The following is a 13,776-nucleotide window of genomic DNA, read 5'->3' on the forward strand; positions in this document are numbered from 1 at the left end:
AATTACTGAGTGATATCATTTTCTATAAGTAATTTAATTGCTTTGTGATCCGTTGCATTTCTGAATAATTCATAAGCATGTTCAATATCACTTAATTTGCTATAATGTGTCACCAATTGTTCAGGTTGAATAATTTTACTTTTCAAAGCTTCTAATAATTCTTCAGTAGTATTGGCTGAAACTAAACCTGTTGTCACATTAATATTCTTAATCCATAATTTATCAATATCAAATTGTACTGGTAATCCATGAACGCCAACATTAGCGATTGTACCGTCAACACCAATTAACTTTTGACATAAATCAAAGGTTTGTGGAATACCAACAGCTTCAATGGCTACGTCCACACCACGATGGTTCAATGTTTTTACTTGAGCAACAGCATCTTCAACATTCGTTGAATTAATTGTATGTGTAGCACCTAATTCCTTGGCAGTTGCTAAACGATTATCATCCAAATCGAGCATAATAATTTTAGAAGGTGAATAAAATTGTGCTGTTAATAATGCAGCTAATCCAACTGGACCTGCACCCACTATCGCAACCGTACTACCTGGTTTAACTTTACCTTTTAAAACACCAATTTCATAACCCGTTGGTAAAATGTCGGAGAGCATAACGAGTGCTTCGTCTGGTAAAGATTCTGGTGCATGGTATAAAGAGTTGTCTGCGAAAGGTACTTTAACATATTCTGCTTGTGTACCATCGATGAGGTGACCTAATATCCAACCGCCATCTTTTTCACAATGTGCATAAATACCTTTTTTACAGTAGTAACATTTACCACACGACGAGATACAAGAAACAATGACTTTATCTCCAACTTTGAAGTTGTTTACACTTGAACCAACTGATTCAACGATACCAATACCTTCATGGCCAAGTGTTGTGTTTGATGGTACTTCCGGTGTATCGCCTTTGATAATATGTAGGTCTGTACCACAAATCGTTGTTTTGACCATTCTAATAATTGCATCTGTACTTTCCGTAATGACTGGCTTCTCTTTATCAATCAGTTTTGCGACCCCTGGCTTTTCATAAACATAAGCTTTCATATGAATCATCCTCCTAAAATATGTGAATATTTTCACAATTATTATACCATGTAAATTTGCTTATGTATTTAATAAAAATAATATATAATAAAATAGACATATATAGTTCGCGCATTAAATGTTGTATAGTTAAATTAGATGAAAAATGCATGTAAACGTCGTAAAATATAATTGAATGATGACTTAAAGGAGATTATATTTTATGGAACATGAAGGCTTGTTAGTCGCCGAAAGAGAAATCGAAGTTAACAATTACGATATCGATGCAATGGGGATTGTAAGTAATATCGTCTATATACGTTGGTTTGAAGATTTACGTACAATATTTATTAATGAATATATGACATTTTCAGAAATGATGAAGCAACATATATCGCCAATATTAATGAAGACAGAAATAGAGTATAAAGTTCCAATTACGATACACGATAAACCTGTTGGGCGTTGCTGGTTTGTTAAAGGCGGAAGAATGAAATGGGTATTTAAATTTGAAATTACGTCTGGAGACAAAGTGCATTGTATTGGACAGCAAACAGGTGGTTTCTTAGATTTAGAACGTCAAAGAGTAACTAAGATGCCAGAGGTATTTCAAAACTTATTAAAATAAGTGAAAGTATAGGTGAGGATATGGCAAAACATTTGAGTAATATGGAAGCATTCCATCAAATTATTAATAATAATCAGTTAGTAGTAGTCCACGTAATGCGGGATCATTGTTCAGTGTGCCATGCAGTATTACCACAAATTGAAGATATTGTAGCATCTTACCCTAATGCAAAACTCGCCGTCATAAATCAATCAGATGTCGAAACCATTGCAGGTGAATTATCTATATTTACTGTACCCGTTGATTTAATCTTTATGAATGGTAAAGAAATGCATCGCCAAGCACGATTTATAGATATGCAACGCTTCGAACATCAATTGAAATTAATGTATGATAGTTGCTTTGAAACATAAAGTGAGAGCTGGGCCCCAGCAAAGAGAATTTCATAAAGAAATACTACAAATAAAGCAAGGTGGGGTTCGGGGCCCCAGCAAAGAGAATTTCACTCAGAAATTCTACAAGCAAAGCAAGCTGGGGTTAAGAATTAATTTCTTTCCCGCTCCCCACTCACTTACTTTTAATATCAGCGCATTTGATCAATGATTGCATCCGCTTGTCGCTGATAGTCTAAGATGATATCAGCAGAATGATGTAACTGTGATAATTCTTCCTTTGAGAGAGCTAATTCAATAACTCGGTCAGCACCATTTCCGTTAATAACGGTAGGTACACCGATATATACATCACTCAACCCATATTCACCTTCAACGTAACTTGAAACATTCATAATGATATTTTTATTAAATAAGATGGCTTCTACGATTCTAACTAGACTTAGTGATATTCCGAAATTGGTTGTGCCTTTTCGAACATAAATATCGTAACCAATTTGAGTTGTACGGTTGGAAATGGAAGTCTTAAATGCTTCTAAATTCGTATTAGAAGGTAATAAATCTAACACCGGCTCACCTGCAATTTGTGCGTGTGACCATACTGCGACTTGTGAATCACCATGTTCACCAATAATAGGTGCATAGACTTGATTCGGTGCTACATCGAATTCTCGACTTAAAAAGAATTGGAAACGCGCAGTATCTAAAGAAGTGCCTGAACCAATGATTTTATTTTTAGGAAAATTCGACACTCGTTTAACGACATAACTCATAATGTCAACGGGATTGGAAGGTAACACAAAGTAGCCATCGAAACCACTATCGACAATGCGTTGAATCATTGGTACAAAAATGTCTACATTATCTTCTAGTAGCTTAAGACGTGTTTCACCTTTAGCAAGTTTAGCACTTGCACAAATCACTACAATATCAGCGTCTTTACAGTCTTCATACTGTCCGACATGCACATTTACGAAGTTATCGCCAAATGGAGTCGCATGATTTAAATCCCACACATCTGCTTTAGCTTTATCCTCATCAATATCTATAACTGCCATCTCATCCACTAAACCTTTAGCTACGATTGCATGTGCAAACGCAGATCCTACATAACCACTTCCAATAAGTACAATTTTATGACGTGCCATAAATCGTTGCCTCCTTTTATAATTTGAAAATTCAGATAATTTATATAAGGATAGCATGTTTGCCTTAAAATGAAAATATTGTTTAACGATAACAGTGTTAATTACTAAATGAATTGTCATTTAAGGTTTATAATATAGACATGTATAGGAGGTCGTTTAAGCTATGAAAAAAAGTATGATAACCGTAGCAACATCTGCGATATTAGGAACATTAGCATTTATTAAAGTTAAAGAAAAACGCAGTTACAAAAGTTTTATAACTGAAAAATATATACGTATGTCTGGCATGAAAAAAACGTTTGAAAATGAAGCGGACGCGAAAAAAGCATTGGAAGAAACGAAAGAAATTACAGCTGGAAAATATGGCGGCACTAGTTATGAATTTAAACATGACGTTCGAACAAAAAGTTGGAATGGGTGTGTCACATATATTGTGAATGACCAACGTAATCATCAACAAAAAGTTGTTTTATATATTCATGGTGGCGCATGGTTCCAAGATCCACTAGATAATCATTTTAATTTTATAGATGAACTCGCAGGACAACTTGATGCGAAGGTCATTATGCCAATTTATCCTAAAGTACCTCATCGTGATTATCGTACTACATTCGAATTATTAAAACTTATTTATGATAAACCAGCTGCCAAAGTTGAAAGTAGTGAACAGCTTATTGTGATGGGAGATTCTGCAGGGGGACAAATTGCATTGTCATTTGCCGAATATTTAAAAGCAGAAACTACACTTCCACAACCGGGACATATTGTAATGCTATCTCCAGTGTTAGATGGTACGTTAAGCAATCCAGATGCTAAAACGTATGAACGCATTGATCCAATGTTAGGTATAGAAGGTAGTAAATACTTTATAAAATTATGGGCTGGCCAACTACCTATTGAGGACTATAGAATATCGCCGATTAACGGTGACTTAGAAGGATTAGGTCGATTATCCATTTTTATTGGTACAAAGGAAACGTTATACCCTGACGCTTTAAAATTATCCCAAATGCTTAATGATAAAGGTATTGAACATGATTTTATGCCAGGATATAATTTATTCCACATTTATCCTATCTTCCCATTACCAGAAAGACAGAAATTCTTTACACAACTTAAATCAATTATTCTATAAAAATTAAGCGCCGAGGACGAGATAATTACCAGAGTGACACGATGAATTCATGAAGAATTTTGCGCCATTCAGGCTAGTTATCGTTCAATTCCTTGGCGCTACTTTATTGATTACATTTCTTCCGGTTGTTTCTTAAGTGACAACATTAAAATTAAAATAAGAATTAATACGATTCCAATGACTTGGACTGATTGGAAAGTAACACCCAGCCATAATGCACTTGTAACAACTGCTATGACTGGTTCAATCGTACCTAATAACGTTGTCTCCTTAGGTGATAAGTATTTAAGACTATCTATAAATAGATAAAATGCGAAAGCAGTCCCAGCAATAATCCCAAAAATTAAATAAATGATTGTAGATGCACTCATGTTGCTAAAGCTAACATCCCATATAGGATGCTTGAAACTCATTGCACAACCTGAAATAATCATTGCCCATCCTACGATTAAAATTGAAGGGAACTTTTCAAGTAAGCCTGTGGCATAAATCGTGTAAAACGCAAGTGCTAAGCCAGAGATGATTCCCCAGAACAAACTCGTAGGTGATACGACTAAATGAGAGATAGATCCATTTGTTAAAAGTAGAAAAGTCCCAATTAGCGTCATGGCAATGGCTAAAATATCAAAAGGACGAAATACATCAAGACCACGTATGACGAACCAAATAATGATATAGACTGGTGCAATGTATTGGAGAAGTGTAGCTACTGCTACATTGCCGGTTGCGATGGATGCCATATAAGCGTATTGGACAAAAGCATCCCGATTAAACTATATATAAACAAACTAACGATTGTTTTGGGCTTCTTAAAAACAATAAACATAGATTGCTTAGGATGTAATAGTTTGTACAGACTCAATAAGAAAATGCCACTTATTAGTAGGCGAGCAGTAACATACCAATCCACTTCAATATCTCGTTGATTAAAGAGTAAGTCGGAAACAGTCCCACCTAATCCCCATAAAGTAGCACCTATAATTGCAAATAATACTCCTTTTAATCTGTGTTGTGTGTGATTCATTGAATGCACCTCCATCTGTATTTTGTTTTATTATAAATCTCATAATATAATGTATATAAATTTGATAATACTCAAATAATGAGTAAAAGTATCAAGATATTGAGGTGGTGTGATATGGTTTCTGAAATTATTATTAATGAAGACTTAGAAGAAAAGATTAATTATCCTGATCGACGTTGGCCACATGTCATTCTACATACATCATTGAGTGAGACATTACTCAGATATATACCTTTACATTGGCATTATGCCTTGCAATTTATGTATGTCACAAACGGTGTGATTAAGGTAAAGTTAGCAGAAAATACATTGGAGATACATGAAGGGGAAGGATTATTTATTAATTCAAACGTTGTACATGAAATTCGTGACGCGAATGAAGGCGCGCGTTTCTATTGCTGGAACATTGGGTTGCCCAATGTCACGGAATATATCAATTTTACTTATGTTAGTCGAATTGTTGATCAAGCACAGTCCATTCCATTTATTAAATTAATACCAAAAGGTGAAGAAAATGTAAGTTTGTTACGGCGTATTGAGAGAGTAGGACATATTTACTTATCACAAAGAGATTATTATCAACTGCAAATTCTTAGCGAATTTTATCAATGTCTAAATCATCTTTTAAATATTTTTGATCAATATGAACAAATCAATCAATATTTCTTTGATCCAAGAGTTAAACAATGTATTCAATACTTACAAAGTCATTATCATAATAAAGTAAAACTAAGTGAGTTAAGTCATATGGTTCATATGAGCGAAGCGGAGACGATTAAGTTGTTTAAACGATTTGCAGGGGACACGCCATTCAATTTCTTACAAAATTATCGACTAGAGCAAAGTGCTAAGCAACTCATGTATCATCATAAAAATGTGACTGAAGTGGCAATGGATTGTGGATTCTCAACTACAAGTTACTTTATACAAAATTTTAAGCAGAAATATTCACTTACTCCTAAGCAATTTCAAATAAAATATGCAAAGTATTTAAAATAAAGTAGGTGCATAGTGTCATCAATCAGATGAACTTGCACCTACTTTTTCAGTATCTGTATTTGAAATTGTATCATTTGTATTTGAAATGGTTTCTTCTTTGGCAACATCATCACTTGTTGCTGAAGCCTTATTTAACTTTGTATCATTTATGCCTTCGTTAGAATCTTTAGTAACACTATAAATGTGTTGATGGTCTGTGTCTAAAACTGAGCTACTCATATCATTGCCTTGTAAGCTACCCACAAGAATCAATACCAAATAGCTTGAACAAACTAATAATACCATTGCTAAATATATGCTAATTGCTATCTTAACAGGTTTAGTCAAAGGTTTACCCATCAGTATCCTCCTAAAGTTGTATCTTTAATACCTTTAAATTAACATCAGAATTTTAATCTAATGTAAATGCGACGTAAATATTTGATGATTTCTCAAATAACTAGAACTAGATTTAAATTTTAGAAAAATATTTTTAAATTTATTCTTTATTTGTAAAAGTAAAATATTGAATATTTCTAAAAAAATTAATCTTTGTTAATATAATTTTACATTAGATTTACAATGTTAAAACTGACTAAATACGCACATGATAGCATACCCTTATTAGAAGTAATAATTTATTTATTATGTTCATATGAAGTAAGAGCGTTTGGATTTATTAGTCACTTCTATAGAAAATGTTTAAAGACATTTTTGATATACATAGCAATGAAATACGTATTTAGACAACTTAATATTAAAACAATTAAAGAGAGGTACTACACTGTGATTCTCATTATAATTTGTATCGCATTGATTTTATGGCTTGGTATTAAAGAGAAGAATCGCCATACTAATCGACTCAATAAGATTCCAATTAGAATCAACATTAATGGTATTCGTGGTAAATCAACGATTACGAGAATGATTTATAGCGTTTTAAGAGAAGACCATTACCATGTTATTGGTAAAACCACAGGAACAGATGCTCGAATGTTGTATTGGTTTACTGACAAGGAATACCCCGTTATTAGAAAACCACAAGGCGCGAATATTGGTGAACAACGTGACATTGTGCGCAAAGTTGTTAAACAAAAAGCTGACTCTTTAGTTAATGAATGTATGGCAGTTAATCCAGACTATCAAATTACTTTTCAAAAAGATTTAGTTAAAGCCAATATAGGCGTTATCGTCAATGTCATGGAAGACCACATGGACGTGCTTGGACCTACACTTCAAGATGTTGCTCAAGCGTTTACTGCAACAATTCCTTACAAAGGGACTTTAGTTGTTATGAAAGACGACTATACGAAATTCTTCGCAAAAGAAGCTAAGAAACGTAAAACAAAGTTAATTGTCGTAGATAAAGATGAAGTTCCAGAATCATATTTAAGAAAGTTTCCATATCTTGTCTTCCCAGATAATGTTGCTATTGCATTAGGCGTTGCAGAAGCTGTTGGCGTTGATAAGGAAACTGCATTGAGAGGTATGTTAAATGCACCACCTGATCCTGGTGCGGTTGAAATCAAATATTTTAATGCAAATCGCACACGAAATGTATTTGTTAATGCATTTGCTGCTAATGAACCTCAATCGACAAAAGCTATTTTAAATAAAGTTGAATCTTATAACTATCCATATACGAAAAAAGTAGTGATTTTAAATTGTCGTTCAGATAGGGTAGATAGAACGCGTCAATTTGTTGAAAACTTTATTGATGATGTAGACTTTGACACACTCATTTGTACAGGTAAAAGTACACAAATGGTGACAGACTTAATGCAACACTTACCTGATAAAAAATATCTTAATTTTGAAAACCGTGAGTTCCCAGAAATTGAGAAAGCCATTTTGCAAGAATCACAAAACGCACTCATATTCTGTGTAGGAAATATTCATGGTCCAGGTGGTAGAATAGCAGAATTTATAGAAGGGATAGAATAAAATGATTGGTTCAGAATTATACTTCTCCCTATTTGTCGGTATTGTATTAAGTTTAATATTTGCCGAGAAATTTGGGATTAATCCAGCAGGACTCGTTGTACCGGGTTACTTAGCACTTATATTCGATCAACCCATCATGTTGTTATCTGTGTTAGTCATTAGTTGTTTAACATTTTTCATAGTTACATACGGTATTAGTAGATGGGTTATTTTGTACGGAAGAAGAAAATTTGCGGCGATGATTTTAACTGGGATGGTACTTAAATTCCTGTTCGACTTGATTTATCCATTGACGCCATTTGAAATGGTTGAAGTGTCTGGTATTGGTGTCGTTATTCCTGGAATCATTGCGAATACAATTCAAAAGCAAGGTGTCGTGATTACGTTATCAACAACGATGTTACTTACATGTATCACGTATGTCATCTTATTCTTATATAGCTTTATTAATTAATCGCGAGCAAGGAGCGCAGAGTAATGAAAAAGAAAAAACGGTTATCAGCGAGCGAATGGTTACTTAAGCAATCGAAACGTCACAAACGTTTCAATTTTAGTTATACACTTATCGTTTTAATTGTGGCACTTGTACTTCTAGTATTCGCTATTAGAGCTGTAAAAGTTGAGCCAGTCGAGGCAATGCCAAGCTCAGGTAATGATTATATTCGTAGTACATATTTAGGTAATATCACATTGAATAAACATTTTCGACAAATGGATCTTAACGAAGTGTTTAAAGGGTTAAAACAACCACTTCAACAAAGTGACTTTTCAACTGCTTCACTTCTAGTGAGCCATTTCTCAAACGATCCAAAAACGAACATCAAGAAGAATATTGAGAACATTATGTTCTTGAAAAAAGAAAATGTTAAAAGTGTCAATTTAATTAATAATACGATTGATAACGTGCAAGCCCAAGATTTAAGTAAACAAGTGGAAGCACAAACGGATTATAACTTTATGACTGGTAATGGTTCTAACCCAATTAATAGTAAGACGGTGCAACAAACGGTTAAAGGTAAAAAAATAGCTAACGTGTCATTCACTGACGTAGGTTCAAACTATGAAGATCCACTTAAAAATACAACATCTATTAGTTTAGACCCAAAAATATTTGTTCCATTAATCAAAAACTTAAAAGAAAATAACGATTTAGTTGTCGTAAACGTGGATTGGGGTATTACCAATGAACGTAGTGTGACGGATCGTCAAAAAGAATACGCACATGCGCTAGTGAAATCCGGTGCAGATGTAATCATTGGTCATAACTCAGTTGTCCAAAAAGTTGAAAAATATAAAAATGCAAGTATCTTCTATAGTTTAGGTAATTTAACATCAGATTCATTCTTATCTAAAAACCAAAAAGGTATGGTAGTTCAGCACGATTGGAATGGGCAGCATAATAAATTTAGCATTACACCTGTACGTGGTGCAGATGGCAAAATAACGAAAGACAACATGAATAAGATGGAGGCACAACGTTATTACAATAATATAAATGATAAATCAATTCACCTTAAAGAGGAGAATGGAGGATATACCTTTGAATATTAAAAAACATTGGTTAGGTATTGTAACAACGCTCATTATAATTGCAATTCTATTGATGGTGACGTTTGCCAAAGCGAACGAAGGCCTTGATAACTATGAGAAAAATGAATTAAAAGATGCAACGGAGCAATATTTATCTAAAGGGGCCAGTTAGTATGAATATTTATAGTAAAGTGACATTATCAGTCATTTTAGTTATCACCATTTTAATATCATTCGTCTTTTACTACTTTAATAAAGAAGACAGACCTGATAAAGATACATTATTCGAAAATAAAATTGCAGATCATAAATCATCTGGCAGTAAAAAGAAATATGGTGTAGCATCTAATAATGCGATTGCCACGCGTGTCGGTAATAAAATTATTGAAGATGGTGGTAATGCAGTAGATGCAGCTATGGGTGTTTCTTATGCGCTAGCGGTAACAGAGCCACATTCTTCAGGTTTAGGTGGCGGTGGTGCCACGCTTACATATAATGGTAACGAAGGCGAAGAACCAAAGATGTACGAATATAAAACGCTATCTTCTTATAATTATAAGAAAGGCGATGAAATTGGTACACCTGGATTTGTGCAAGGTATGCATGATATGCATCAACGAGAAGGTAAAATGGATGAGAAGAAAATTTTTAGTTACATCGTACCATTAGCCGAAGATGGCTTCGAAGTTGATTCAGAATTAGAACGTAGTTTGAAAATCTACGGTTCTGATATCGATCGAAATTCACCTTTCTTCAAAGGAAAACGTACAGTACGTGAAGGCGATGTAGTTAAACAGCCCGCTTTAGCTAAAACACTTAAAGGTATTAGAGATAAGGGGCCTAAATATTTCTATAAGGATATTGCTAAAAGTGTATCTAAGCAAGTTGATAGTGAATTAATTGAGAAGGACTTTTCAACATTTAAAACTGAAGAAAAGAAACCAGTATCAACTAAATATTTAAATAATACAATATACTCTGCATCAAATCCTTTAGGTGGGGTTTTAATGTTACAAGGTTTAAAAATTGATGAAAGTGCCAATTCAAATAATGATAGAACAGATTATATCAATGGCATTATTAAATCACGTGATGTAATGTACCGAAATAGAGATATTGTTAATGGTCAGGAAGCGAATAACGACTCACACTTATCGGAAAATTATTTATTAGACAATTTAAATAATGTAAATAGTGGCGGTAATGAAATGAATAGTGATTTTGATACGTCATTAGATACGACGAGTACAACTCATTTTGTTGTCATTGATAAGAATGGTAAGCTTGCTAGTACTACAAATACACTATCTAGTTTCTTTGGTTCTGGTAAATTTGTTAAACAAGGTTTCTATATGAACAACTCTTTAACAAACTTCTCAAGTGATCCTAATAGTCCAAACTATGGTGGAAAACATAAAGCACCACGTTCTTATACATCACCATCCATTGTTGTTGGTCCGGATTTCTATATGGGTATTGGTACACCAGGTGGAAACAAAATTCCTACCATCTTAAATGAAGTGTTGATTGACTATTTAAGAGGTGACGGTACTCTACAAGAATCTATTGATAAACCACGTTTTTATAACGATGGTGGTACAGTCTATTATGAAAATGCGACAAGTGATGAAGATATCAATACATTCAAGAGTATGGGATATGGTGTTAAAGAAAAACGTAATGACGCAAACTTTGGTAGTGTTCAAGGTGCAATATATAATAAAAATGATCAAACTGTTGAAATCGGACAAGATGTTGGTAATAGATAATGGTTTGGTAAAAGCAAAATAATATTTTTTGGGAGACTGGGACATAAATAATATGATGATGCTATTTTGCAAATTCGCAGTAGCTAACTGAACTGAGAATGCGCTTAAATCAAGCTTTTTTCAGTTCTAGTCATCCTTGCGGGGGTGGGACGACGAATTTAAAAAGAATTCTGTCCCACTCCCTTTTTCTAAATAGGAATAAAGGGATAAGAATTGAAATCATAGTTTACTATTGAAATTATCATTAAAATCGATATGATGAATATATAGGTTATAGAATTTAATATTAAAATTATATAAAATAAATATATATTGAATTGTTTACTTGATATGTAAGATGAGCGCCTCTTATAATGATGGACAAAGGTGGAATGGTTATGGAAGATGTAGTATTAGGAATAGACTTAGGTACGAGTGCAGTTAAAATTATAGCTGTTAATCGACAAGGAGAAGTAATTGCATCAACGAGTGAACCTTTAACGTTGATACAAGATCGTGCCGGTTATAGTGAGCAAGATCCTGAAGAATGGTTTGAAGCGGTTAAGAAAGGTATTAAATATATTAATGAAGTGCCTGAAATGGCGAATTATACTGTCAAAGGGATCTCGTTCTCAGGACAAATGCATGGTTTAGTGCCATTAAATAGCGAATATAAACCTGTACGACATGCCATTCTATGGAATGATACCCGTAACTCTGAACAATGTGCGCAAATCAAAGAAGTATATGGAGAAAGATTGAATGGTAACCCTATTCTTGAAGGATTCACACTTCCAAAAATGCTTTGGATGAAACAAAATGAGCCATCACTTTGGGAACAAGTAAGTGTCTTCGTATTGCCTAAGGATTACGTACGCTATTGTTTAACAGGTCATATTCACATGGAATATTCTGATGCAGCCAGTACATTACTATTAAGTCCAAAAACACATGATTGGACTAGAGATGTAGGTGAACGATTAGGCATCGGTGATATTTATCCACCTTTAGTACGTTCAACAGAGGAAGTTGGAGTAGTACGTTCAGAATTAGAACAAGAGCTTGGTTTCAAAGCTCCTGTGAAGGTTTATGCTGGTGGTGGAGATAACGCATGTGGTGCCATTGGTGCAGGTATCATTAATGGTAACGATACGCTTTGTAGTATCGGGACATCAGGTGTTGTACTCAACGTTGAGAGCGAAGGCTACACTGAATACAAGAACAACATACATTTCTTTGATCATAGCGTTCCACAAACATTCTATGCTATGGGCGTAACCTTAGCAGCAGGTTACAGTTTAAATTGGCTTAAACAAACGTTCTTTGAACATGAGAGCTTTGACGATATCGTTCAACAAGCAAGTACGTCAACGATTGGTTCTAATCACTTATTATTCGCACCTTATTTAGCAGGCGAACGGACGCCACATGGAGATGCATTTATAAGAGGAAGCTTTATTGGTATTAGTGGTAGCCATAATAGGGCGGATTTTGCTAGAGCAGTATTAGAGGGTATTACCTTCTCGTTATATGACTCTATACAATTAATGCGAGAAGCTGGTAAAGAGATTACGCATATTACTTCTATTGGTGGCGGTGCGAAAAGTTCATTTTGGTTGCAGATGCAAGCAGATATCTTTAATGCTACAATAAGAAAGCTAAAACATGAAGAGGGGCCTAGCATGGGCGCTGCGATGATTGCAGCATATGGACTGAAATGGTTCGAAAGTTTCGATGAATGTGTAGATAAGTTTATAGATATTGCTTAAACATTTGAACCTGACGCTAAAAGACACGCACAATATGAAGCATATTATAAAGTATATAAAGATATTTACCGTCAAACACATCAATTAACTGAAGCATTATTAAAAATTGAAGATTAATTCAATCATAATAAACTGGAGCAGCAATGGTTGTTCCAGCTTTATTATGTTTAAAACTAAATCGTTTCAATTTTGCAACAATTTTAAATGTGAGCAATTTGTTATGTAATGATTAGTTGTCACGTTAAAGTGAAAATATCAACAAAGAAATGTATACAATTTAACCGAAATTTCAAATAATAAATACGCTGTTGAAAAGGTTTACAAAGCAGTTTGCGTTAGTGTAAAATAACACATATTATTTATTTATTTTCAAAAAATTTAAAACTAAAAATATTTTAACCTCAAAAAGTCTCTAAATGTGATTTATTTCACAATTTTATTTTTTTGTCACTGAATATGTCTTGAAATCGTTTTCTACAGGGTGTAGTATGACTATGGTTGTTAAA

Annotated in this window: 12 protein-coding genes and 2 pseudogenes; 10 read left to right on the top strand and 4 right to left on the bottom strand. The window is 33.8% G+C overall.

Annotated features, from left to right (window positions below; genetic code table 11):
- Positions 1-2: 2 nt before the first annotated feature.
- Positions 3-1,055, bottom strand: coding sequence for a zinc-dependent alcohol dehydrogenase family protein (locus SBL16_RS06750; RefSeq protein ID WP_107634536.1), 1,053 nt, complete (start codon positions 1,053-1,055; stop codon positions 3-5).
- A gap of 202 nt (positions 1,056-1,257) precedes the next feature.
- Between SBL16_RS06750 and SBL16_RS06755 the strand changes: the two genes are divergently transcribed.
- A complete protein-coding gene (locus SBL16_RS06755) occupies positions 1,258-1,662 on the top strand; it encodes an acyl-CoA thioesterase (protein WP_053016104.1) in 405 nt (134 codons plus the stop codon).
- A 20-nt stretch (positions 1,663-1,682) separates the two neighbouring features.
- The gene (locus SBL16_RS06760; protein ID WP_053016105.1) at positions 1,683-2,015 is read left to right on the top strand and encodes a thioredoxin family protein; all 333 of its coding nucleotides are present in this window, start codon (positions 1,683-1,685) and stop codon (positions 2,013-2,015) included.
- A 170-nt stretch (positions 2,016-2,185) separates the two neighbouring features.
- Here SBL16_RS06760 and SBL16_RS06765 read toward each other — a convergent pair whose 3' ends face one another.
- Complete coding sequence (locus SBL16_RS06765; protein WP_107611627.1) at positions 2,186-3,142, bottom strand: L-lactate dehydrogenase; 957 nt, start codon at positions 3,140-3,142, stop codon at positions 2,186-2,188.
- 163 nt (positions 3,143-3,305) lie between these two features.
- Here SBL16_RS06765 and SBL16_RS06770 point away from each other — a divergent pair, with 163 nt between their 5' ends.
- Entirely contained in the window at positions 3,306-4,277 is a 972-nt protein-coding gene (locus tag SBL16_RS06770; RefSeq protein WP_107611628.1) for an alpha/beta hydrolase fold domain-containing protein, read from the top strand.
- A 110-nt stretch (positions 4,278-4,387) separates the two neighbouring features.
- On the opposite strand, the pseudogene SBL16_RS06775 reads toward SBL16_RS06770, so the two are convergent.
- Positions 4,388-5,316: pseudogene (locus SBL16_RS06775) on the bottom strand (EamA family transporter).
- Positions 5,317-5,415: 99 nt separating this feature from the next.
- Here SBL16_RS06775 and SBL16_RS06780 point away from each other — a divergent pair.
- The gene (locus SBL16_RS06780; RefSeq protein WP_233664033.1) at positions 5,416-6,300 is read left to right on the top strand and encodes an AraC family transcriptional regulator; all 885 of its coding nucleotides are present in this window, start codon (positions 5,416-5,418) and stop codon (positions 6,298-6,300) included.
- Between the two features lie 18 nt (positions 6,301-6,318).
- On the opposite strand, the gene SBL16_RS06785 is transcribed toward SBL16_RS06780, so the two are convergent.
- Entirely contained in the window at positions 6,319-6,639 is a 321-nt protein-coding gene (locus tag SBL16_RS06785) for a hypothetical protein (protein ID WP_317953362.1), read from the bottom strand.
- A 426-nt stretch (positions 6,640-7,065) separates the two neighbouring features.
- Between SBL16_RS06785 and pgsB the strand changes: the two genes are divergently transcribed.
- The 6 genes and pseudogenes from pgsB to xylB all read left to right on the top strand — a co-directional run bounded on the left by pgsB (position 7,066) and on the right by xylB (position 13,387).
- Positions 7,066-8,223 carry a poly-gamma-glutamate synthase PgsB gene (gene pgsB / locus SBL16_RS06790; protein WP_011274856.1) on the top strand — a complete coding sequence of 386 codons (1,158 nt, stop codon included), beginning with the start codon at positions 7,066-7,068 and terminating at the stop codon, positions 8,221-8,223.
- A gap of 1 nt (position 8,224) precedes the next feature.
- Complete coding sequence (gene pgsC, locus SBL16_RS06795; protein WP_011274857.1) at positions 8,225-8,677, top strand: poly-gamma-glutamate biosynthesis protein PgsC; 453 nt, start codon at positions 8,225-8,227, stop codon at positions 8,675-8,677.
- A gap of 23 nt (positions 8,678-8,700) precedes the next feature.
- Positions 8,701-9,774 (top strand): CapA family protein, encoded by a 1,074-nt coding sequence (locus tag SBL16_RS06800; RefSeq protein WP_048667803.1) that lies wholly within the window; start codon positions 8,701-8,703, stop codon positions 9,772-9,774.
- A complete protein-coding gene (locus SBL16_RS06805; RefSeq protein WP_011274859.1) occupies positions 9,749-9,925 on the top strand; it encodes a hypothetical protein in 177 nt (58 codons plus the stop codon). Before SBL16_RS06800 ends, SBL16_RS06805 begins: the two co-directional genes overlap by 26 nt.
- A 1-nt stretch (position 9,926) precedes the next feature.
- Positions 9,927-11,522, top strand: coding sequence for a gamma-glutamyltransferase (locus tag SBL16_RS06810; protein WP_107611629.1), 1,596 nt, complete (start codon positions 9,927-9,929; stop codon positions 11,520-11,522).
- Positions 11,523-11,899: 377 nt separating this feature from the next.
- Positions 11,900-13,387: pseudogene (gene xylB, locus SBL16_RS06815) on the top strand (xylulokinase).
- Positions 13,388-13,776: the final 389 nt, after the last annotated feature.

It is taken from the genome of Staphylococcus sp. NWU MK-U1 (assembly GCF_033283505.1).
In the GTDB taxonomy this organism is placed as follows: Bacteria; Bacillota; Bacilli; order Staphylococcales; family Staphylococcaceae; genus Staphylococcus; species Staphylococcus haemolyticus.

What these genes read in the sequence shown, in the direction of transcription:
- SBL16_RS06785 (WP_317953362.1), bottom strand. Translation starts at nt 6,639, where the DNA reads ATGGGTAAACCTTTGACTAAACCTGTTAAGATAGCAATTAGCATATAT.
- SBL16_RS06755 (WP_053016104.1), top strand. Translation starts at nt 1,258, where the DNA reads ATGGAACATGAAGGCTTGTTAGTCGCCGAAAGAGAAATCGAAGTTAAC.
- SBL16_RS06770 (WP_107611628.1), top strand. Translation starts at nt 3,306, where the DNA reads ATGAAAAAAAGTATGATAACCGTAGCAACATCTGCGATATTAGGAACA.
- SBL16_RS06800 (WP_048667803.1), top strand. Translation starts at nt 8,701, where the DNA reads ATGAAAAAGAAAAAACGGTTATCAGCGAGCGAATGGTTACTTAAGCAA.
- SBL16_RS06750 (WP_107634536.1), bottom strand. Translation starts at nt 1,055, where the DNA reads ATGAAAGCTTATGTTTATGAAAAGCCAGGGGTCGCAAAACTGATTGAT.
- SBL16_RS06805 (WP_011274859.1), top strand. Translation starts at nt 9,749, where the DNA reads ATGGAGGATATACCTTTGAATATTAAAAAACATTGGTTAGGTATTGTA.
- SBL16_RS06765 (WP_107611627.1), bottom strand. Translation starts at nt 3,142, where the DNA reads ATGGCACGTCATAAAATTGTACTTATTGGAAGTGGTTATGTAGGATCT.
- SBL16_RS06780 (WP_233664033.1), top strand. Translation starts at nt 5,416, where the DNA reads ATGGTTTCTGAAATTATTATTAATGAAGACTTAGAAGAAAAGATTAAT.
- SBL16_RS06810 (WP_107611629.1), top strand. Translation starts at nt 9,927, where the DNA reads ATGAATATTTATAGTAAAGTGACATTATCAGTCATTTTAGTTATCACC.
- pgsC (WP_011274857.1), top strand. Translation starts at nt 8,225, where the DNA reads ATGATTGGTTCAGAATTATACTTCTCCCTATTTGTCGGTATTGTATTA.
- SBL16_RS06760 (WP_053016105.1), top strand. Translation starts at nt 1,683, where the DNA reads ATGGCAAAACATTTGAGTAATATGGAAGCATTCCATCAAATTATTAAT.